This is a genomic window from Actinophytocola sp. (assembly GCF_035634895.1).
Taxonomy (GTDB): domain Bacteria; phylum Actinomycetota; class Actinomycetes; order Mycobacteriales; family Pseudonocardiaceae; genus Actinophytocola.
Map to the genome: position 1 here is coordinate 21,084 of NZ_DASQCC010000043.1, position 20,312 is coordinate 41,395.

21 protein-coding genes are annotated in these 20,312 nt (G+C 70.8%); 14 read left to right on the forward strand and 7 right to left on the reverse strand.

Annotation, left to right across the window (positions count from 1 at the left end):
* Positions 1-4: 4 nt before the first annotated feature.
* From folP to VET29_RS06910, 4 genes are read left to right on the forward strand one after another with little or no spacing between them, the layout of a single operon-like run.
* Positions 5-874: a dihydropteroate synthase gene (gene folP, locus VET29_RS06895; RefSeq protein ID WP_324916145.1), complete on the forward strand. Its 870-nt coding sequence runs from the start codon at positions 5-7 to the stop codon at positions 872-874.
* Entirely contained in the window at positions 874-1,794 is a 921-nt protein-coding gene (locus tag VET29_RS06900) for a glucosyl-3-phosphoglycerate synthase (RefSeq protein WP_324916208.1), read from the forward strand. Before folP ends, VET29_RS06900 begins: the two co-directional genes overlap by 1 nt.
* 37 nt (positions 1,795-1,831) lie before the next feature.
* A complete protein-coding gene (locus VET29_RS06905) occupies positions 1,832-2,197 on the forward strand; it encodes a DivIVA domain-containing protein (RefSeq protein WP_324916148.1) in 366 nt (121 codons plus the stop codon).
* Positions 2,194-2,769 (forward strand): DNA-3-methyladenine glycosylase I, encoded by a 576-nt coding sequence (locus VET29_RS06910; protein WP_324916151.1) that lies wholly within the window; start codon positions 2,194-2,196, stop codon positions 2,767-2,769. Before VET29_RS06905 ends, VET29_RS06910 begins: the two co-directional genes overlap by 4 nt.
* A 1-nt stretch (position 2,770) precedes the next feature.
* On the opposite strand, the gene VET29_RS06915 is transcribed toward VET29_RS06910, so the two are convergent.
* The gene (locus VET29_RS06915; RefSeq protein WP_324916154.1) at positions 2,771-3,361 is read right to left on the reverse strand and encodes a DUF4245 domain-containing protein; all 591 of its coding nucleotides are present in this window, start codon (positions 3,359-3,361) and stop codon (positions 2,771-2,773) included.
* A 109-nt stretch (positions 3,362-3,470) separates the two neighbouring features.
* On the opposite strand from VET29_RS06915, the gene glpX reads away from it, so the two are divergent.
* From glpX to VET29_RS06930, 3 genes are all read left to right on the forward strand, one after another.
* On the forward strand, positions 3,471-4,523 hold the full coding sequence (glpX, locus tag VET29_RS06920; protein WP_324916158.1) for a class II fructose-bisphosphatase: 1,053 nt from the start codon (positions 3,471-3,473) through the stop codon (positions 4,521-4,523).
* Positions 4,524-4,590: 67 nt separating this feature from the next.
* Entirely contained in the window at positions 4,591-5,181 is a 591-nt protein-coding gene (locus VET29_RS06925; protein WP_324916162.1) for a L,D-transpeptidase, read from the forward strand.
* A gap of 202 nt (positions 5,182-5,383) precedes the next feature.
* Entirely contained in the window at positions 5,384-5,764 is a 381-nt protein-coding gene (locus tag VET29_RS06930; protein WP_324916165.1) for a L,D-transpeptidase, read from the forward strand.
* A gap of 215 nt (positions 5,765-5,979) precedes the next feature.
* Here VET29_RS06930 and VET29_RS06935 read toward each other — a convergent pair whose 3' ends face one another.
* Positions 5,980-6,969, reverse strand: a complete 990-nt coding sequence (locus tag VET29_RS06935; RefSeq protein ID WP_324916168.1) for an NAD(P)/FAD-dependent oxidoreductase — start codon at positions 6,967-6,969, stop codon at positions 5,980-5,982.
* Positions 6,970-7,057: 88 nt separating this feature from the next.
* Between VET29_RS06935 and VET29_RS06940 the strand changes: the two genes are divergently transcribed.
* Complete coding sequence (locus VET29_RS06940) at positions 7,058-8,452, forward strand: class II fumarate hydratase (RefSeq protein ID WP_324916171.1); 1,395 nt, start codon at positions 7,058-7,060, stop codon at positions 8,450-8,452.
* A gap of 23 nt (positions 8,453-8,475) precedes the next feature.
* Here the strand turns inward: VET29_RS06940 and VET29_RS06945 are convergent, their stop codons facing one another.
* On the reverse strand, positions 8,476-9,375 hold the full coding sequence (locus tag VET29_RS06945) for a DMT family transporter (protein ID WP_324916174.1): 900 nt from the start codon (positions 9,373-9,375) through the stop codon (positions 8,476-8,478).
* 47 nt (positions 9,376-9,422) lie between these two features.
* On the opposite strand from VET29_RS06945, the gene VET29_RS06950 reads away from it, so the two are divergent.
* Entirely contained in the window at positions 9,423-10,796 is a 1,374-nt protein-coding gene (locus VET29_RS06950) for a PLP-dependent aminotransferase family protein (RefSeq protein ID WP_324916177.1), read from the forward strand.
* Here VET29_RS06950 and VET29_RS06955 read toward each other — a convergent pair.
* Entirely contained in the window at positions 10,783-11,814 is a 1,032-nt protein-coding gene (locus tag VET29_RS06955; protein WP_324916180.1) for a MerR family transcriptional regulator, read from the reverse strand. The two genes, VET29_RS06950 and VET29_RS06955, sit on opposite strands and share 14 nt — an antisense overlap.
* Before the next feature lie 128 nt (positions 11,815-11,942).
* On the opposite strand from VET29_RS06955, the gene VET29_RS06960 reads away from it, so the two are divergent.
* A complete protein-coding gene (locus VET29_RS06960; RefSeq protein WP_324916183.1) occupies positions 11,943-13,472 on the forward strand; it encodes an ATP-dependent DNA ligase in 1,530 nt (509 codons plus the stop codon).
* 160 nt (positions 13,473-13,632) lie between these two features.
* Positions 13,633-15,084: a GuaB1 family IMP dehydrogenase-related protein gene (locus VET29_RS06965; protein WP_324916185.1), complete on the forward strand. Its 1,452-nt coding sequence runs from the start codon at positions 13,633-13,635 to the stop codon at positions 15,082-15,084.
* Positions 15,085-15,093: 9 nt separating this feature from the next.
* Here VET29_RS06965 and VET29_RS06970 read toward each other — a convergent pair whose 3' ends face one another.
* Complete coding sequence (locus VET29_RS06970) at positions 15,094-15,774, reverse strand: DUF998 domain-containing protein (RefSeq protein WP_324916188.1); 681 nt, start codon at positions 15,772-15,774, stop codon at positions 15,094-15,096.
* A gap of 82 nt (positions 15,775-15,856) precedes the next feature.
* Positions 15,857-17,200: a PhoH family protein gene (locus VET29_RS06975; protein ID WP_324916191.1), complete on the reverse strand. Its 1,344-nt coding sequence runs from the start codon at positions 17,198-17,200 to the stop codon at positions 15,857-15,859.
* 587 nt (positions 17,201-17,787) lie between these two features.
* On the opposite strand from VET29_RS06975, the gene VET29_RS06980 reads away from it, so the two are divergent.
* Positions 17,788-18,081, forward strand: a complete 294-nt coding sequence (locus tag VET29_RS06980; RefSeq protein WP_324916193.1) for a hypothetical protein — start codon at positions 17,788-17,790, stop codon at positions 18,079-18,081.
* A 63-nt stretch (positions 18,082-18,144) separates the two neighbouring features.
* On the opposite strand, the gene VET29_RS06985 is transcribed toward VET29_RS06980, so the two are convergent.
* Positions 18,145-18,936: an isoprenyl transferase gene (locus VET29_RS06985; RefSeq protein ID WP_324916196.1), complete on the reverse strand. Its 792-nt coding sequence runs from the start codon at positions 18,934-18,936 to the stop codon at positions 18,145-18,147.
* Between the two features lie 48 nt (positions 18,937-18,984).
* Between VET29_RS06985 and VET29_RS06990 the strand changes: the two genes are divergently transcribed.
* Positions 18,985-19,422, forward strand: coding sequence for a CoA-binding protein (locus tag VET29_RS06990; protein ID WP_324916199.1), 438 nt, complete (start codon positions 18,985-18,987; stop codon positions 19,420-19,422).
* A gap of 94 nt (positions 19,423-19,516) precedes the next feature.
* A complete protein-coding gene (gene trhA / locus VET29_RS06995) occupies positions 19,517-20,143 on the forward strand; it encodes a PAQR family membrane homeostasis protein TrhA (protein ID WP_324916202.1) in 627 nt (208 codons plus the stop codon).
* Positions 20,144-20,312 lie beyond the last annotated feature (169 nt).

The window sequence follows — 20,312 nt, forward strand, 5'->3', positions numbered from 1 at the left end:
GTCGGTGAGCACACTTCGCTTCGGCGGCCGTGAGGTCCCCCAGGACCGCGCACTGGTGATGGCGATCGTCAACCGCACCAGGGACTCCTTCTATGACCGTGGCGCGACCTTCGAGGAGCGGGAGGCCCTCGCCGCGGTCGACCGGATGGTCGCCGAGGGCGCCGACATGGTCGACATCGGCGGCGTGCGCGCCGGCGCGCACGGTGAACGGGTCGACACGAGCGAGGAGATCCGGCGCGTCGTCCCGTTCGTCGCGAAGGTCCGGGAACGGCACCCGGACGTCGTGATCAGCGTGGACACCTGGCGGCACGAGGTGGGCCGCGAGGCCTGCCTCGCCGGCGCGGACCTGATCAACGACACCTGGGCCGGCGCGGACTCCCGCCTGGCCGAGGTCGCCGCGGAGTTCGGCGTCGGCATGGTGTGCTCACACACCGGGGGCGCCACGCCCCGAACCGATCCGCACCGCGTCCGGTACCTGGACGTGGTCGCCGAGGTCGTTGCCGAGCTGGTCGCCCACGCGGAGCGCATGGTCGCACTGGGCGTGCCGGCGGACGGGATCCTGATCGACCCGACGCACGACTTCGGCAAGAACACCTGGCACGGCCTCGAGCTGCTGCGGCGGCTCGACGAGCTCGTGGGCACCGGCTGGCCGGTGCTGATGGCGTTGTCCAACAAGGACTTCATCGGTGAGACGCTCGGCGCGGCGGTGACCGACCGAGTGGACGGCACCCTCGCGGCGACGTCCGTCGCGGCGATGACAGGCGCGCGGGTGTTCCGCGCGCACGAGGTGGCCAGAACCAGGAAGGTGGTCGAGATGGTGGCGAGTATCCGGGGCACCCGCCCGCCAGCCCGATGCCTGAGGGCGTTGGCGTGATGCAGGCGGACGCGCGCACGTGGTTCGCGGAGCGGACCTGGCAGAGTCCGAAATGGACAGTGGGCGACCTGCTGCGGGCGAAGGGTTCCCGCACGGTCAGTGTCGTGCTGCCGGCACTGAACGAGGAGGCCACGGTCGGCGACGTGATCGCGTCGGTCCGGCCGCTCCTCGGTGACCTCGTCGACGAGCTGGTGGTCCTCGACTCCGGTTCGACGGACCGGACGGTCGAGGTGTCACTCGCGGCCGGTGCGAAGGTGGTGCGGCGCGACGAGGTGCTGCCCGACCTGGAACCCGTGCCCGGCAAGGGCGAGGTGCTGTGGCGGTCGCTGGCCGCGACGACCGGCGACCTGCTGGTGTTCCTCGACTCCGACCTCATCGACCCGGACCCGCAGTTCGTGCCGCGGCTCCTGGGGCCGATGCTGCTGGAGCCGGACGTGCACCTGGTCAAGGGCTTCTACCGGCGCCCGCTGACGTCCGAGGGCGCCTCGGGCGCGGGCGGCGGACGGGTGACCGAGCTGATGGCCCGGCCGCTGCTGTCGACGTTGCGGCCGGAGCTGACCGGCGTGATCCAGCCGCTGGGCGGCGAGTACGCGGGGACCCGGGAACTGCTGGAGGCCGTGCCGTTCGCGTCCGGTTACGGGGTGGAGATCGGGCTCCTGCTCGACGCGCACTCGATCGTGGGGCTGAACGGGATCGCGCAGGTCAACCTGGGCGTGCGGCGGCACCGCAACCAGCAGTTGCTGGCGCTGGGGCTGATGGCGCGGCAGATCCTGGGAACGGCGCTGTCGCGGTGCGGGATGCTGCCGTCGCACGCGGGTGAGCTGACGCAGTTCGTGCAGGTGGCCGGCGAGTGGCTGCCGGACACCGCCGGAGTGCACGTCGCGGACCGGCCACCCATGCGTGAGCTGCTCGTGCGGTAGTGCACTGGGTGTCGGTGGGTTGTGCCATCCTGCTGACGTGACCACAGCGCTGATCTATCTGGTCGTCATGATGCTCGTGGCGGCCGTGATCTTCCTGTTGGCCTCGGTCGTGTTCGGGCGGGGCGAGGAGCTGCCGGCATTGCCGCCGGGGGCCTCGCCCACCCGCCTGCCCTCGGCCGGGGTCACGGGGGAAGACGTCCGCAACGTCCGGTTCCAGCTGGTCGTGCGCGGCTACAAGATGTCCGAGGTCGACTGGGTCCTGCGCCGGGTGGGCGGGGAGCTGGAGGACCTGCGGGCCGAGGTGGACGAGCTACGCGAGCGCCTGGCGTCGGCTCCTTCGGCCTCGGCGTCGTCGTCATCTTCTGCCTCGTCGTCGTCCTCGTCGTCGTCCGAGCAGACATGACGGCCGCACTGCCCGGTGCGGACGGCGTGCCACGGTGCCCGTGGGGCAACTCGACCGAGGACTACGCCGCGTACCACGACGAGGAGTGGGGCGTCCCGCTGCGCGGCGAGTCGGCGCTCTACGAGCGGCTGTCGCTGGAGGCGTTCCAGTCGGGGCTGTCGTGGCTGACGATCCTGCGCAAACGGGAGGCGTTCCGCCGCGCGTTCGTGGGCTTCGAGCCGAAGAAGGTGGCGGAGTTCGACGAGCACGACGTCGAACGGCTGATGAACGACGTCTCGATCGTCCGCAACAGGGCCAAGGTCGAGGCCACGATCCGCAACGCCCGTGCGATCGCCGAGCTGGACGTGCCACTGGACGACCTGCTGTGGTCCTTCGCCCCGGCCCCGTCGAGGCGCAAGCGCCCGAACCTGACCTCGGAGATCCCCGCCATCACCCCGGAGTCCAAGGCGATGGCGAAGGAGCTGAAGAAGAAGGGCTTCGCGTTCGTCGGCCCCACCACCGCCTACGCACTGATGCAGGCGACAGGCATGGTGGACGACCACCTGGCCACCTGCTGGCGCGCGAAGGGCTGAGCTAACGAGCCAGTGGCGTCGCCTGCTGGGTCGCGGCGGCCAGCTGGCGGAACTCCGCCTTCGAGGCGCTGCCCGTGATCAGCACGACGGTCCCGTCCAGTGACCGCACCCAGGCCGGCTCGTCGCGGCGGCCCGGGTAGCTGGTCCAGGTCACGCCGTCTACCTCGACCGAGCCGTTCGGCGCCGGCGCCTCGGCCTGCCCGAGCTCCGTCACGAGCACGTCCGGCGCCTTCCCACCCGACTGGCTGAGCTGCACGAACGCCCCGGACGAGGTGATCCACCCCACCCGCACCACGACGTTGCCCGACGCGCCGGAACCCACCGCCGACGTGCTGGCCGAGTTCGCGCGCCACCCCTTCGGCACCGCCGGCTCCCGCACGGGAAACGCCACCGACCGCGCCGCCCGTGTCAGCTGGCCCGCCGCGTCGGCGGACGGGACCGACGACGGGTCGACCGCGGGCCCGCCGGGGCTGAACGAGCAGCCGCCGTAGAACGCCATGACCACGCCGATGATCGCCACGAGCACGACCACGGCACCGACCATGTCACGCATCCGCAGGCCGGCTCGCCCGGGACGTCCTCCCTCAGTCACGCGAGCCATGGTCGCAAACCGGTCGAGACCACTCTCACTCCGCTCGACATGCCGCGATCTGCGAGGATCGGAGTGTCCGTTTGGCAGGCGAACACACCCGGGAGGCGACATGACGACGACCCAGGACCGCCGGCCGGAAGAGCCGGACCGCAACCTCGCTCTGGAGCTGGTCAGGGTCACGGAGGCCGCCGCCATGGCCGCGGGCCGGTGGGTCGGCCGCGGCGACAAGAACGGCGGCGACGGCGCGGCGGTCGACGCCATGCGCAAGCTCATCGGCACCGTCTCGATGCGTGGCGTCGTGGTCATCGGCGAGGGCGAGAAGGACCAGGCGCCCATGCTGTACAACGGCGAGCACGTCGGCAACGGCGAGGGTCCCGAGTGCGACGTCGCCGTCGACCCGATCGACGGCACGACCCTGATGGCCAAGGGCATGCCCAACGCGATCGCGGTCCTCGCGGCCACCGAGCGCGGCGCCATGTTCGACCCGTCCGCCGTGTTCTACATGGAGAAGCTCGCGGTCGGCCCCGAGGCGGCCGACGTCATCGACATCACCGCGCCGGTCGCCGAGAACATCCGGCGCGTCGCGAAGGCCAAGCAGACCGACGTGTCCGACGTGACCGTCTGCATCCTCGACCGTGCCCGGCATTCCGACCTGGTCAAGAACGTCCGCGGGGCCGGCGCGCGCATCCACTTCATCTCCGACGGCGACGTCGCCGGGGCCATCTCCGCGGCCCGTCCGAACACCGGCGTGGACATGCTGATCGGCATCGGCGGCACCCCTGAGGGCATCATCGCGGCGTGCGCGCTCAAGTGCATGGGCGGCGCGATCCAGGGGCGTCTGTGGCCCCGCGACGAGCAGGAACGCGAGAAGGCCATCGACGCGGGCCACGACCTGGAACGCGTGCTGACCACCAACGACCTGGTGAGCGGCGACAACGCGTTCTTCTGCGCGACCGGCGTCACCGACGGCGACCTGCTGCGTGGCGTGCACTACCGCAGCGGCGGCTGCACCACCCAGTCCATCGTGATGCGCTCCAAGTCCGGCACGGTCCGCATGATCGACGGCTTCCACCGCCTGGAGAAGCTGCGCCGGTACTCCACGGTGGACTTCGACCGGCTGTCGGAGGCCCAGGCACAGGACCAGATCCCGCCGCTGCCGTAATCCGACAATCCAGTAACGGTTGGATCAACGGCACAACGTCGACGGGGGTGATGGCGTCTTCACCGGTATGCGCCCCAGACTTCTGGTGGGACTCACCCTGCTCAGCATCGGGCTGCTCGCCGCGTGCGGCAGCGAGGACTCTGCCGCACCGGGTCCGGCACGACCGGACCCGACCGCCACGTCCACCTCGACGTCGGCGCCCACCACGCCGCCCTCGGAAGAGGTGAAGCTGCCGCCGCTCCCCGAGGTGGCGGCCGCCAACGAGACGATCGTGAAGACCACGCCCCCGCCACCCCCACCGCCGACCGGCGTGCCGTGCGGGGCCGGGGTCGACGCGTGTGTGGACCTGTCGGCCAACCAGTCGTGGCTGCTCAGGGACGGGGCCGTCGTGCTCGGCCCGGTCCCGATCACGTCCGGCCGCGCAGGCTACCGGACCCCGCCCGGAATGTTCTCGGTGCAGTGGAAGGACATCGACCACAAGTCGCACGAGTTCAACGAGGCACCGATGCCGTTCTCGGTGTTCTTCAACGGGGGCATCGCGTTCCACCAGGGCAGCCTGAGCGCGGAGTCACACGGCTGCATCCACCTGTCCCGGTCCGCGGCCGAGACCTTCTTCAACGGCCTGTCCGTGGGCGACAAGGTGCAGGTCGTCCAGTAGGCATGCAACCCCCGCCGCGGTGACGTCGTGGGTAGGGGGCATGAGACGCGAACTTGCCGGCCTGGCTCTGCTGGCGGTGGCGGCGTTGTCGGGCTGCGCGGCACAAGCCGTCGCCGGCCCGGCCCCCACCTCGCACGAAAGTCCCATTGGCGCGCCCGGGGGCCCCCCGGTTTCCACGTTACCGGGGAGCACCGACAATTCCGTGCCGGAGACGTCCGAGCCGCCACCGCCGCCACCACCGTGCGGGCCGGAGATCCGGGCGTGCGTGAGCCTGTCGACGAAGCAGGCGTGGCTGATGACGAACGGCGTCGTCGACCTCGGCCCGGTCCCGATCACCCACGGCGGCACGACGAACCCGACCCCGACCGGCACCTGGCCGGTCGCGTGGAAGGACCAGGAGCACACCAGCAGCATCTACGGCGACCCGATGCCGTTCTCGGTCTTCTTCGCCCCCGGCGGCATCGCCTTCCACGAGGGCCGCCTGGACGAGGACTCCCACGGCTGCATCCGCCTCGACATGGCCGACGCGCAGACGTTCTTCAACACCCTGCAGCTCGGCCAACTCGTCCAGATCGTGCCCTGAGGAGGACCCGGCCGGCTTCGGGTTCGTCGCCGGGAGGCGAACTAGTGTCCCGCGCCGGAAGTCAGGCAACTAATTCGGCGGCCCAGCTTCCTGCTGGCGGCGTTGCCGGTTCGCCCAAGTACGACCCAGTACGACCCAGTACGAGGGCGAACCGGCGTCTTGCCAGCAGAAACCTGGATCCACCGACTTAATCACCGCATTCCCGGCGCGGGACACTAGCTGACGTCGCTGGAGTGTCCCGGGAACAGGTGCGCCTCCGGGTTCAGCGCCACGGCGATGTTGTTCACGGCCGTCGCCGCCTCGCCGAAGCCGGTCGCGATCAGCTTCACCTTGCCCGGGTACGCCGCGATGTCACCGGCCGCGTAGATCCGGTCCCGAGCGGTCCTCATCGTCGTGTCCACCGCGACGGCCCGGCGCACGATCTCCAGCCCCCACGACTCGATCGGCCCGAGGTCCGCGGTGAAGCCCAGGGCGGCCACGACCGTCTGCGCCGGCAGCACCACCGGCGACGGGTCCGACGCGACGGCCAGCTCGACCTCGGCGACGCGCTCCTCCCCACGCACCGACACCACCTGCGCGTCGGTGATGATCGGCACGCCCAGCTCCCGCACCTGCCGCACGGTCGCGGCGAACGCCCGGAACTTGTTGCGCCGGTGGACGAGCGTCACCGACCGCGCGATCGGGTGCAGCGACAGCGCCCAGTCGAACGCCGAGTCGCCGCCGCCTACGACCACCACGTCCTGGTCCCGGTGCTCCTCGAGCGACGGCACGAAGTTCACGACGCCGCGCCCGAACCACCCCTCACCGGCCGGCAGGGGCCGCGGCGTGAACTCACCCATGCCCGCGGTGATCAGGATGGCGCTGGCCCGGATGACCGCACCGTCGTCGAGGCCGACGTCGAAACCGCCGTCGGCCGAGGAGGTCACGGTGCGGGCCTTGCGTCCCAGCAGGTACGTCGGCTTGAACTGGTCCGCCTGCTCGACCAGCCGGGCGACCAGGTCGCGGCCGATGATCGACGGGAAGCCGGCCACGTCGAAGATCTGCTTCTCCGGGTACATGGCCGTCACCTGCCCGCCGGCCTCCGGCAGCGAGTCGACGATCGCGATCGACATCTCGCGGAAGCCCGCGTAGTACGCGGCGAACAGCCCGGTCGGACCGGCGCCCACGATCAGCAGGTCGACTTCGGACGGGGTCTCGACGCTCATAGACGCACCTGCCGTGGTGGAGGGAACGTGTCCGGCAACACCACAAGCTACCGGGGCGAGCGGCGCGATGGGCGACCAAACTGGTTACATGACCGAGAATCAGTTCAGGATCGAGCACGACACGATGGGAGAGGTGAAAGTCCCGGCCGAGGCGCTCTGGCGGGCCCAGACGCAGCGCGCCGTCGAGAACTTCCCCATCTCCGGCCGCGGCCTCGAACGCGCCCAGATCCGTGCGCTCGGCCTGCTCAAGAGCGCCGCCGCGCGGGTCAACGAGCGGCTCGGGGTGCTCGACGCCGACCTCGCGAAGGCCATCGCGGGCGCCGCCGACGAGGTCGCCGAGGGCAAGCACGACGAGCACTTCCCCATCGACGTGTTCCAGACGGGCTCGGGCACGTCGTCGAACATGAACGCCAACGAGGTCATCGCGACCCTGGCGAGCAAGGCCCTCGGCCGGGACGTGCACCCGAACGACCACGTCAACGCGTCACAGTCGTCCAACGACACGTTCCCGACGACCATCCACGTCGCCGCGACCGAGGCCGTGGTCCGCGATGTCATCCCGGCGCTGGAGCACCTTGCCACCACCATCGAGGGCCGCGCCGCCGAGTGGGCGGACCTGGTGAAGTCCGGCCGCACGCACCTGATGGACGCGGTCCCGGTGACGCTGGGTCAGGAGGCCGGCGCGTGGGCCGCGCAGGTCCGCTACGGCGTCGAGCGCCTTGCCGGCACCCTGCCGAGGCTGGGTGAGCTGCCGATCGGCGGCACCGCGGTGGGCAGCGGCCTGAACGCGCCGGACGGCTTCGGCGCGGCCGTGTCCGCCGAGCTGGCGTCGCTGACCGGCCTGCCGCTGACCGAGGCCCGCGACCACTTCGAGGCGCAGGCGTCCCAGGACGGGGTCGTGGAGGTGTCGGGCCAGCTCAGGGCGGTCGCGGTGAGCCTTTTCAAGATCGCGAACGACGTCCGCTGGCTGGGCTCGGGACCACGCACCGGCCTGGGCGAGCTGGCGCTGCCGGACCTGCAGCCCGGGTCGTCGATCATGCCCGGCAAGGTGAACCCGGTGATCCCCGAGGCCACGATGATGGTCGTCGCGCAGGTCATCGGCAACGACGCGGCGGTCGCGTTCGCCGGCTCGCAGGGCAACTTCCAGCTGAACGTGATGCTGCCGGTCATGGCACGCAACGTGCTGGAGTCCGCGCGGCTGCTGTCCGCGGTCGCGAAGCTGTTGGCGGACAAGGTGTTCGCCGGCGTCGTGGCCGACGCGGACCGGATGCGGGAGCTGGCGGAGTCGTCGCCGTCGATCGTCACGCCGCTCAACCGGTACCTCGGCTACGAGGAGGCGGCGTCGATCGCCAAGCAGTCGCTCAAGGAACGCAGGACCATCCGCGAGGTGGTCCTCGAACGCGGCCACGTGACGGACGGCAAGCTCACCGAGGCACAGCTGGACGAGGCACTGGACGTCCTGCGCATGGCCCGCGGCGGCTGACCTGCTCGAATGACCACCTGTGGTCAAGAAGAGGGATCCTGCCCCACGGCTGTTCTCCGCAGGCCCAGCGCGCAGCCGGCCGCGACGACGGCCGTGCCGGCGGTGGCCAGGAACGTCAGCGGTTGGCGACCCAGCAGCACCGCGGCGACCAGGCCGGCGACCGGCATGAGCCCCGCCAGCACGCCGGCACGGTCCGCGCCCAGGACCGAGACCCCGGTGTACCAGAACGCGAACCCGACGGTCGTGACCAGCACGCCGAGCACCACGATCGCCGCCCATTCGGTGGGTGTCGGCGCCGGCCAGGCCGCGGCACCGTCCCACGCGGTCGCCAGCGCCGCCCCGCCCACCGCCGCGAACACGCACGACCACATCGACGCCGCCACCGCGCCCAGCCGTGCGACGACCCCCACTCCACCGAGCGTGAACGCCGACTCGCAGACCAGGACCACCAACCCCAGCGCCAGCCCCGGCCCGTGCCACGACCCGCCGCCGCTCAGCACCACCACCCCCAGTCCCACGAGCACCGCCCCGGCCACGGCGAACGCCGACGGGCGGTGACCCCGCAGCACCGGCGCGACGATCGCCAGCACCAGCGGTGACGCGCCGAGCATGGCCGCGACGAACCCCGGCGTGGCATACCGCTGGCCGACGAGGATCGCCGCGTTGAAGCCGAGCATGCCGAGTCCGACCATGAAGCCCAGCCCGACCAGGTCCTTCGCCGCCGGTACCGGCACGGGGCGGCCACCGGCCAGCAGCCAGACCAGCAGGCACACCGCGCCGATGGCGTACCTGACGGCCTGCGCGCCGAGCACCGGATAGCCGTCCAGCATGCCGGTCACCGGCACCGAGAGCCCGACCAGCGTCGTCGCGGTCGCGGCCATCGCCATGGCGTGGGTCGTCTTCTGGGTCGCGATCAGTTGCACCGGAACACCCTCGCCGGTCAAGTGGTCCATACGTAAGCTCCACCTTGATGCCTGACAACTGGACCACTTTGCGTGAGCTGCTCCTTCCCGCCGTCTCCGCGGGCGGCCGTGGCCGGACCGTCGAGTCCGCCCTCCGCACCGCGATCCGCGACGGTCAGCTGACGCCTGGCCTGCGGTTGCCGTCCAGCCGGGACCTGGCCGCGCAGCTTGGCGTGGCCCGCGGCACGGTGACCGCCGCGTACGGCCAGCTCACGGCCGAGGGCTACCTGACGGCACGGCGCGGCTCCGGCACGTCAGTGGCGGCCACGCTCGCCGGCCCGGCGGGCACCGCCGGGCCGCTCCCGGCGGCCACGCGGTGGCGGTACGACCTACGCCCCGGGCTGCCGGCGCTGAGCGAGTTCCCGCGCGCCGAGTGGCTGTCGATGACGCGAGCGGCGCTGGCCGAGTTGCCCGACGAGACGCTCGGCTACCCGGACCCCGCCGGCCTGCCCGAGCTGCGGACCGAGCTGACCGCGTACCTGGGCCGCGTCCGCGCGGTGACGGCCGAGAACATGGTGATCACCCACGGCACGGCCGAAGGGCTGGCGCTGCTGGCGGCGGTGTTGCGCGCACACGGCCACACGACGCTCGGCGTGGAGGACCCCGGCCATCCGGGCCAGCTGGACCTGTTGCGGGAGCACGGTCTGACGCCGGTCCCGGTACCGGTGGACCACGACGGTCTCGTGCCGTCCGCGCTACCCGCGTCGGTGCGGGCGGTGCTGGTGACGGCCGCACACCAGTTCCCGCTCGGCACGGTCCTGCACCCCTCCCGCCGGCACGCTCTGCTGGCGTGGGCACGTTCCCGTGACGGCCTGATCATCGAGGACGACTACGACGCCGAGCACCGGTACGACCGTCCCGCGCTGCGTGCCATGCAGGGGATGGACCCGCGGCGGGTGGTGTACCTGGGGAGCGTGAGCAAGACCCTCGCGCCGGCGCTGCGACTGGGATGGCTGGTGCAGCCGCCGTTCCTGTTCGACAGCACGGTGCGACGGAAGCGCCTGACGGATCTGGGGTGCTCCCCCTTGCCGCAGGCGGCGTTCGCGAGGTTGTTGCGTGGCGGTGGCTACGACCGGCACCTGCGCCGCACCCGCGCCTCCTACCGTCGCCGCCGGGACGCGCTGCTGTCCGCGGCGGCGGAGCTTCTGCCGTCCTGGCAACCGATCGGGGTGGCGGCCGGCCTGCACGTGGTGCTGCGCCTGCCTGACTCGCTGGACGACTCCGTTGTGTCCCAACGACTGGCGGAGCACGGCATCCACGTGCCGGCCCTGTCCGAGTACTCCCGGCTGGGCACCTACCCGGGCCTGGTGATCGGCTACGCGGCCACCACCCCCGACCGGTTACGTGACGCGGTAAGGGAAATCGCCGCTATCGCGGGATGAGGTGCGCGACGGCGCAGCTGATGTTGTCCGGCCCGCCCGCCGCGTTGGCGAGGGCGACGAGCCGGTCGACGGCTTGCTGGGGTTCCTCCGTCGCGAGCACCTCCTTGACCGTGTCGATGTCGACCACCGTGTGCAACCCGTCGGAGGAAAGCAGGTAACGGTCGCCGATCCGCCCGTCCCGCACCTCGACCCCCGGGCTCGCCTCACCGGTGAGGGCCCTGGAGAGCAGGGCCCGGTCGGGGTGCGAGGCGGCCTCCGCGGTCGTCAGCTTTCCCTCGTCCACCATGGACTGGACGAGCGTGTCGTCGTGGGTGATCTGGAAGAGCTCCTCGTCCCTGAGCAGATAGGCCCGCGAGTCCCCGATGTGCACGAGGCCGAGCCGCGACCCGGACCACAGGAGCGCGGTCAGGGTGGTGCCGCTGCCTGCCATGTCCCGCACGGCGTTCCCGGCGAGCTGGGCGGCATCGTCCATGGCGTCGTCCATGGCGTTGAGAAGGTCGCCCACACCCACCTGCTGGAGCGCGGAGACGGCGGCCTGGCTGGCGGCGTCCCCCCGCTCCCCGAACCCGTCGGCGACGGCGAGCAGCTGCTCTCCCGCGTAGGCGAAGTCCTGGTTGGCGGGACGCACGAGACCCCGGTCGGTGCGCACGGCGTACTTGACGGCGAGTACAGCGGACATGACAGTGTCCTTTCCGGACAGATACTCGACGAGGTCGGCCGCGAGCCGCCGCTTGGCATCGGTGTCGGCCTCGACACGTCGCCAGTGGTCCCGAACCGCGTCGGCGGCCTCGGCGGCCGGTAGCTCGACGACGGACCGGATCTCGGCGAGCGGCATTCCCACGCGCCGCAACCAGGCGACCAACCGGGCGCGTTCGAGCTGGCCGGGCGCGTACCGTCGGTACCCGTTGCCCGGGTCGACCACGACCGGCCGGAGCAGCCCCAGCTCGTCGTAGAGCCGCAGTGCCTTGGCCGACAGGCGGGACGCCCTCGAGAACTCCCCGATGGTGAGCAGCTCCACGACCCCTCCCTCGTTCTGACGACACCCACGTTGGCCCTTGCCCCTTGGTGAAGGTCAACACCTCGCTCCGGCACGTGTCGCGAGGGCGTCGGTCGTCCGGTCTCCAGCGATTGTCGGTGGTCGGGTGCATGATGGCTGACGTGCTGATGAACGACGTGGTCACCACCTCCTCGGTGGTCTCCGCGACCCGCTCGAGGTTGGCCAAGGTGGACGCCCTGGCCGACCTGCTCCGCCGTGCGGGCGATCAGGTGCGGACCGTCGTGGCGTTCCTGGCCGGCACGCCGCTCCAGGGTCGCATCGGCGCCGGCTGGCGCACGCTGGTCAACCTGCGGACCGCGCCGGCCGACGAGCCGTCGCTCACCGTCGCGGAGGTCGACCGTACCTTCGACGAGGTGGCCGTGACCAGCGGAAAGGGGTCTGCCGGCCGCCGCAACGAGCTGCTCAGCGCCCTGTTCGCGCGGGCAACGAAGGCCGAGCAGGACTTCGTCCTCCGCCTGCTCACGGGCGAGCTCCGGCAGGGCGCCCTGGAGGGCGTCATGCTCGACGCGATCGCGAAGGCGAGCGACGTCGACAAGGAGACGGTCCGGCGCGCGTTCATGCTCTCCGGCCGATTACCGGACACCGCGGCGACCGCCATGGCCGGCGGCGCGGCGGCCCTGAACACGTTCGGACTACAGCTCGGCCGTCCCATCCGGCCGATGCTGGCCTCGCCGGCGGACGACCTCGAAGAGGCGCTCGCGGGCGGACCGAGCGTGGTCGAGTACAAACTCGACGGCGCCCGCATCCAGGTGCACAAGGACGGCGACGACGTCCACGTCTACACGCGCACCCTGCGGGAGATCACCGGCTCGGTGCCCGAGCTGGTCGAACTCGTGCGAGGCCTGCCCGCCGACAAGGTGGTGCTCGACGGCGAGACCCTGGCACTGAACGACGACGGCCGGCCGCGGCCGTTCCAGGAGACCATGAGCCGCTTCGGCGCGACGAGCGAACGCGAGCTGCTGCTGTCGCCGTACTTCTTCGACTGCATGCACCTCGACGGCACGGACCTGATCGACGCGCCCCTGCGGGAACGCAACGCCGCGCTCCACAGGGCGGTGGGCGACCTGGTGATCCCCGGGGCGCTGGAACCGTCCCAGGAGGACGCCGACCGGATACTGGCCGACGCGCTGCGCCACGGACACGAGGGCGTGGTGGTGAAGTCGCTCGACTCGACCTACCAGGCGGGTCGGCGCGGCAAGTCGTGGCGCAAGGTCAAGCCGGTGCACACGCTCGACCTGGTGGTGCTGGCCGCGGAGTGGGGCCACGGCCGGCGCACGGGCTACCTGTCGAACCTGCACCTGGGCGCCCGCGACCCGGACGGCGGCCCCCCGGTGATGGTGGGCAAGACGTTCAAGGGCCTGACCGACGAGCTACTGGCGTGGCAGACCACCGAGTTCCCGAGACACGAGGACCACCGCGACGACTGGACCGTCCACCTGAAACCCCACCTGGTGGTGGAGATCGCCCTGGACGGCGTGCAGGTCAGCACCCGCTACGCCGGCGGCGTGGCGCTCCGCTTCGCCCGCGTGGTCCGGTACCGCCCGGACAAGGAACCGCCGGAAGCCGACACGATCGACACCGTCCGCGCCATGCTCCCCGGCGGGTCGCCGCCCGCGTGAAAGTGCTCGGACACGGCTGCGGCCCGGGCTCGTCGCCGCCGCTCCCGGGGAGAACGGCGGCGACAACCGGGACTTCCTCCGCGCCGTCGCGAGGCACACCTCGTCGCGTCCGAGCTGGACATGACGCCGGCGTCGTCCGGGATCCGTAGTCTGTGACAACGTGCGCTTCTACTCCGACACGCTGCCCGGCCACGACCTGACCTACGACGACGTCTTCCTGATGCCCAACCGCTCGGCGGTGACGTCCCGGTTCGATGTCGACCTGGCCACCTCGGACGGTACCGGCGCGACCATTCCGGTGGTCGTCGCGAACATGACGGCCGTCGCGGGCCGCCGGATGGCCGAGACCATGGCCCGGCGCGGCGGGCTCGTCGTGCTGCCCCAGGACGTCGACCCGGCCGCGGTGCGGGACATCGTCGCCTGGGTCAAGTCACGGCACCCCGTCTGGGACACCCCGCTGACCCTCACCGCAGGCGACGCGGTGGCCGACGCCATCAACCTGCTGCCGAAACGCGCGCACGGCGCGGTCGTCCTCGTCGACGCGAACGCCCGCCCGGTGGGTGTCGTCGGCGAGGCCGCATGCGCCGGCGTCGACCGGTTCACCAGGCTGGGCGAGGTCGCCGACCCGGACGTGCTCACCATGCCGCTCACCGCCGCGCCCCGCGAGGTGTTCGACCAGCTGCACGGCCGCAGCGCCCGCATCGCTCTCGGCGTCGACGAGGACGGCAGGCTGGCCGGCGTCCTCACCGAGGTCGCCGCCCTGCGTGCCGAGCTGTACCGCCCGGCCCTCGACGACAAGGCCCGCCTCCGGGTGGCGGCCGCGATCGGCGTGAACGGCGACGTCGCCGCCAAGGCCGCCGCCCTGCTCGACGCCGAGGTGGACACCCTCGTGGTCGACACCGCCCACGGCCACCAGGAGAAGATGATCACGGCCCTGAAGGCCGTCCGCGCGGCCGCCGACTCCGTGGACCGGCCCGTCACCGTCGTGGCGGGGAACGTCGTCACCGCCGAGGGCACCCGTGACCTGGTCGAGGCCGGCGCGGACGTGGTCAAGGTCGGCGTGGGCCCCGGCGCCATGTGCACCACCCGCATGATGACCGGCGTTGGGCGGCCGCAGTTCTCGGCCTTGGTGGAGTGCGCGCAGGCGGCCCGCGAGCTGGGCGCCCGCGTCTGGGCCGACGGCGGCGTCCGCCACCCCCGCGACGTGGCGCTGGCACTGGCGGCCGGCGCGTCGAGCGTCATGGTCGGCTCCTGGTTCGCCGGCACGTACGAGTCCCCCGGTGACCTGCTCCGCGACGAGCAGGGCCACGCGTACAAGGAGTCGTTCGGCATGGCGTCGAAGCGTGCCGTCACGGCCCGCACCCGTGCGGACAGCGCGTTCGACCGCGCACGCAAGGCCCTGTTCGAGGAGGGCATCTCGACGTCCCGCATGCGCCTGAACCCGGCCGCCCCCAGCGTGGAGGACCTGCTGGACGCCATCTGCTCCGGCGTCCGCTCGGCCTGCACCTACACGGGCGCGACCACCCTGGAGGAGTTCCACGAGAAGGCGGTCGTCGGCGTCCAGTCCGCCTCCGGCTTCGCGGAGGGTGCCCCGCTGCCCCGTGGCTGGTGACCCGTGTGACTAGGCAGCCAGCGCGTACTCGTGGACCGGCCGCTGGACCACCCGCACGAGCTGGGCCAGCACGACGAGCTGTGAGCAGAAAAGCAGCCGCTGCAGCAACCCGGAGACCCCGCCGAACACGCCTTCCATCGGACCGAGGTGGCAGGTCAGGAACACCAGCAGCAGCACCGACGTGACCGCCACGCCGACGTAGAGGGACCGCCGCTCGACCAGCCGCCGGGCCACGAGGAAAGCCGTGATCGGCACGCAGAAGAACACGACGCCGGCCGCGTAGCGGTGGATCTGCGCGGACATCGTCACCGACGCGTCGCCCAGGTCGGTCTCGAAGGTCGCCGCCAGCACCAGCCCCAGCAACGCCAGGCCCAGTGACAGCTTCGGCAGCACCCCGTCCAACAGCCCCCGTGCCCACAGCCCCACGCCAACCCCCGCGCCGGCCACGCACATCGCGAGCAGCGACGCGGGGAACATCCACCCGGCGCCCGGCACGAACACGTAGTCGGACATCGTCGTGTTCAACAGGTTCATCCGGTTGACGGCGACCAGGTTGAGCCCGCCCATGAGCAACGCGGCGAACACCAGTCCGACCGCGCCGAGGAACACGCCGACCGGCGCCGGCCGTGGCGCGGGGAGAGCCACACCGCGGACCGGCGCCGAACGGTAGGTCAGGACCAGGTTTGCCATGGTTCAACGGTCTCGTCAGCGAGACCGCCGAACCATCAGGGAAGCTCCCGAAAACGCTCGGGGGTTTTCCCTACCGAATCCCTCAGGACCCGTGGTCCTCCAACATCTCCGTCACCAGCGCGGCGATCGGCGAACGCTCCGACCGCATCAGCGTGACGTGCGCGAACAGCGGGTGTCCCTTCAGCTTCTCGATCACCGCGGCCACGCCGTCGTACCGGCCCACCCGCAGGTTGTCCCGCTGCGCGACGTCGTGCGTCAGCACCACCCGCGATCCGGCGCCGAGCCGGGACAGGACGGTCAGCAGCACGTTCCGCTCCAGCGACTGCGCCTCGTCCACGATCACGAACGAGTCATGCAGCGACCGTCCGCGAATGTGGGTCAGTGGCAGCACTTCGAGCATCCCTCGGTCGAGGACCTCGTCGATCACCGGCTGGCTGACCAGGGCACCGAGCGTGTCGAAGACCGCCTGCGCCCACGGCGCCATCTTCTCGCTCTCGGAACCGGGCAGGTAGCCGAGATCCTGGCCACCGACCGCGTAGACCGGCCGGAACACGACGACCTTGCGGTGCAGGTTGCGCTCCATCACCGCCTCGAGCCCGGCGCACAGGGCGAGCGCCGACTTGCCGGTGCCGGCCCGCCCGCCGAGCGACACGATGCCGACGTCCGGGTCGAGCAGCAGGTCGAGTGCGACCCGCTGCTCCGCGGACCGCCCGTGCAACCCGAACGCCTCGCGGTCGCCGCGCACGAGCCGTACCTGCTTGTCGCCGGTCACCCGGCCCAGCGCGCTCTGCGACGCCGCCAGCAGCCGCAGGCCCGTGTTGGTCGGGAAGTCGCCGGGCGAGGTCACGCCGAAGTCGGCCAGGTCGGCGGTGCCGTCCCGGTACAGCGCGTCCATGACCTCGGCGCTGACCTCGAGGTCGACCATGCCGGTCCAGCCGGACGGGGTGACCTCGTGGGCGCGGTACTCGTCCACCTCCAGGCCGACCGACGCGGCCTTGATCCGTAACGGCATGTCCTTGGTGATCAGGGTGACGTTCGGGGTGTGCGCGGCCATGTTGAGCGCACACGCGAGGATCCTGGCGTCGTTCGTGTCGGTGCGGAAACCGGACGGCAGCACCGCGGGGTCGGAGTGGTTCAGCTCGACGTGCAACGTGCCGCCTGCCGTCCCCAACGGGATCGGCGCATCGAGCCGCCCGTGACGTTTCCTCAGGTCATCGAGTATCCGAAGCGCCTCCCTGGCGAACCAGCCAAGCTCGGGGTGATGCCGCTTGCCTTCCAGCTCGTTGATGACGACCAGCGGCAGGACGACCGAGTGCTCGGCGAACCGGGACATGGCCCAGGGGTCGGAAAGCAGCACGGACGTGTCGAGCACGTAGGTCCGGCGGTCGTCGCCAGAGTCAAGGGAAGAGGAATGCGAAGCAGTCACGGCAACTCCTCGGCGAACGCGCACCGACGTCCGCGTGTTCCTCGAAGGGCCGGGCACCTCCCTGACCAGGCGTGACAGTCGCGCTAAGCGCTACCGCCCCGCCCATGAGGGCCGGGTGCCGGCCCCCTCGCGATCGTTGCCGTCACGACCAGGGCCTCCCGCGACGGGCAGCGTGGACACGACCCGTCACTTTGGACGCTACCCGCGCGCGGGCCCGAGCGGCAGGCAGCCACGCAGGTGATTTTCGTTTCGTAACCGAAGCGCAAGATCCACGCGAATGCACCTTGCGGCGACCGAACTGACTACTCGGCGTGTTCGACACCCCCGAATGGATCAACACCCACAGGGGCGACACAAGCCGGCCCGCGAGCCCACGACCTGGGACTAAGCCCTCAGCAGGGAAATGACACACCGCCATCGAAATTCCAAGAAAAACCCGTTCAAGTGAATATTGCGAACTCAAATGCTCGAAAGAGTAACTCACGGCGCGAATCCGGAAAAATGTCGGTAACTTTGCGCCGACGGAGTGCGTGCATGGACCCCGTGAAGTTCTGGAGATTTCCACCAACAGTTGAGGAGATGAGAAAGTGCTGAAGAAGGTTGCCGTTGCCGTCGCCGCCGCTGTCGGCCTCTCGATGCTCACCCCGGCGATGGCGAGCGCGAGCCCGGTCGACGAGTGCGACGTGTCGTGCGCGCCGGTCGTGAGCCCGGCGGTCGTAAATCTTTCCGGCATCCTCGTTCTCGGTGGCGCCCTGGGTGCCGCCGCCATCGGCAATGGCGCTGCCATCATCGGCGGCGGTGCCGCTGTCCTGGCGGTAGGCGCCGATCTCGGCATCGTGCTCGCCGGGTCGCTGATCGACGCCCCGTTCTGTGGGTGTTGACGCACAATCACCGACGACAACGCGGGCCCGGCTTTCCGGCGCCCGCGTTGTTCGTCACTGGTACTACGAGCCGAATCTCCGGTGGCGGATGGCATAGTCGCGCAACGCGCGCAGGAAGTCGGTGCGCCGGAAGTCGGGCCAGTAGGCCTCGCAGAACCAGAACTCCGAGTGCGCCGACTGCCAGAGCATGAACCCGGACAACCGCTGTTCCCCCGACGTCCTGATCAGTAGGTCCGGGTCGGGCTGGCCCGAGGTGTACAGGTGCTCGGCGATGTGGTCGACGTCGAGGACCTCGACCAGCTCCTCGATGGTCTTACCGGCCTCCGCCTGCGACTGGAGCAACTTGCGCACGGCGTCGGCGATCTCACGACGGCCGCCGTAGCCGACCGCGATGTTGACCTCCATGCCGGTATGACCCTCGGTCCGCTTCGCGGCGGCGACCAACCGGTTCGCGGTGTCCTTCGGCAGGACGTCCAGCGCGCCGATGATCCGCAGCCGCCACGGCTGCTCCGGCTCGGCCAACTCGTCGACCACACCCTCGATGACCTGCAGCAACGGCTTCAGCTCGGCATCCGGCCGCAGAACGTTGTCGGTGGAGAGCAGCCAGAGGGTGACGACCTCGACCTCGGCCTCCTGACACCAGCTGAGCAGCTCGGCGATGCGCTGTGCGCCGGCGATGTGGCCGTGCTTGACGTCGGTGAACCCGGCCTCGCGTGCCCACCGCCGGTTCCCGTCGAGAACGACGCCGACGTGGCGCGGATGGCGGCCGGCGGCCTGCTGGGCGAGCCGCTTGTCGTAGAGGCCGTAGACGAGCTTCGCGGCTTTCTTGCGGAATCTCCGCCAGGCTGGTGTCACGTCCCTGCAGGGTACGCCGCCTCCCTGAGCGAGGAGCACACTGGAACCATGCAGCGAACCGAGATCGACCCGCGGTGGCAGAACCTCGCCGTGATCGAGCGGCTGGTACGCGAGTCACGGACGGTAGCCGTCGTGGGGCTCAGTGACAGGGCCGACCGGCCCAGCTTCGGCGTGGCGAGGTACCTGGTTCGCGCCGGCCTCACTGTATTTCCGGTGAACCCTCGGTTGACGACCTGGCAGGGCCTGACCGCGTACAAGTCTCTGGCGCACGTCCCCGCGCCGATCGACGTGGTGGACGTGTTCCGGCGCCCGGAGCACGCACGCGGCGTGGCGGAGGAGGCGGTGGCGGCGGGCGCCGGGGCGCTGTGGCTGCAACTGGGCGTGATCTCCCTGGAGGCCGCCGCGCTGGCCGCGGAAGCAGGTCTCGATGTGGTGATGGACAGATGTATGGCCGTCGAACACCGCGAAGTCGTCGGCTGGTCGTGACCCGACTCACATCGTGTGCGCCAACCTACGGTCCCGTAACCTGGGGTACGTGCCTGTTGCGACGCTGAACCCAACCCGACCGGTCAAACCGCGTATGCGCGGTGTCATCCACTACTGGTCGTTCTGGGTCTCCCTGGTCCTGGGCGCCGTGCTGATCTCACTGGCGGCGTCCACAGTGTCCTCGACGGCGGCACTGGCGACGTCGATCTACGGCGCGACGGTGCTGGGGCTGTTCGGCGTGAGCGCCCTGTACCACCGCCGCTGGTGGCACAGCCTCAATGTCCGGGCGTGGATGAAACGCCTGGACCACTCGATGATCTTCCTGTTCATCGCCGGCACCTACACCCCGTTCTCGCTCCTGGCGATGCCCCGATCGACCGGGTACGTCGTCCTGGCCGTGGTGTGGGGCGGCGCGGTGTGCGGGGTGGGGCTGAAGCTGCTCTGGCCGAACGCGCCAAGATGGCTCGGCACACCGATCTACATCGCCCTTGGCTGGGTGGCGGTGTTCGTCCTACCGGACCTGCTCCACCACGCGGGCATGGCGGCGTTCGTACTCCTGCTGATAGGCGGCGCGTTCTACACCCTGGGCGCGGTCTTCTACGCCACCCGCTGGCCCAACCCCTGGCCCACGATCTTCGGCCACCACGAGTTCTTCCACGCGGCGACCGTGCTGGCCGCAATCTCCCACTACATCGCGATCTGGCTGGCCATGTACCCCTAGCTGGGGTTTTGTTGGTTTGATCATGGCCCAGGCCGTCTCCAGGCCGTCAGGCCGCCTTAAGTTGCTTCTCGGCGAGGAACGCATCGACCGCCCGCCGAGTCCGCTCGTGGCTGGTCGGCATCAGGTGCGTGTACACGCGGAGCGTGAAGCCGGGGTCGGTGTGCCCGAG

What these genes read in the sequence shown, in the direction of transcription:
- VET29_RS06935 (WP_324916168.1), bottom strand. Translation starts at nt 6,969, where the DNA reads ATGAGCGTCGAGACCCCGTCCGAAGTCGACCTGCTGATCGTGGGCGCC.
- VET29_RS06990 (WP_324916199.1), top strand. Translation starts at nt 18,985, where the DNA reads ATGCAGCGAACCGAGATCGACCCGCGGTGGCAGAACCTCGCCGTGATC.
- VET29_RS06970 (WP_324916188.1), bottom strand. Translation starts at nt 15,774, where the DNA reads ATGGCAAACCTGGTCCTGACCTACCGTTCGGCGCCGGTCCGCGGTGTG.
- VET29_RS06960 (WP_324916183.1), top strand. Translation starts at nt 11,943, where the DNA reads ATGATGGCTGACGTGCTGATGAACGACGTGGTCACCACCTCCTCGGTG.
- VET29_RS06950 (WP_324916177.1), top strand. Translation starts at nt 9,423, where the DNA reads ATGCCTGACAACTGGACCACTTTGCGTGAGCTGCTCCTTCCCGCCGTC.
- trhA (WP_324916202.1), top strand. Translation starts at nt 19,517, where the DNA reads ATGCGCGGTGTCATCCACTACTGGTCGTTCTGGGTCTCCCTGGTCCTG.
- VET29_RS06900 (WP_324916208.1), top strand. Translation starts at nt 874, where the DNA reads ATGCAGGCGGACGCGCGCACGTGGTTCGCGGAGCGGACCTGGCAGAGT.
- VET29_RS06940 (WP_324916171.1), top strand. Translation starts at nt 7,058, where the DNA reads ATGACCGAGAATCAGTTCAGGATCGAGCACGACACGATGGGAGAGGTG.
- VET29_RS06910 (WP_324916151.1), top strand. Translation starts at nt 2,194, where the DNA reads ATGACGGCCGCACTGCCCGGTGCGGACGGCGTGCCACGGTGCCCGTGG.
- glpX (WP_324916158.1), top strand. Translation starts at nt 3,471, where the DNA reads ATGACGACGACCCAGGACCGCCGGCCGGAAGAGCCGGACCGCAACCTC.
- VET29_RS06925 (WP_324916162.1), top strand. Translation starts at nt 4,591, where the DNA reads ATGCGCCCCAGACTTCTGGTGGGACTCACCCTGCTCAGCATCGGGCTG.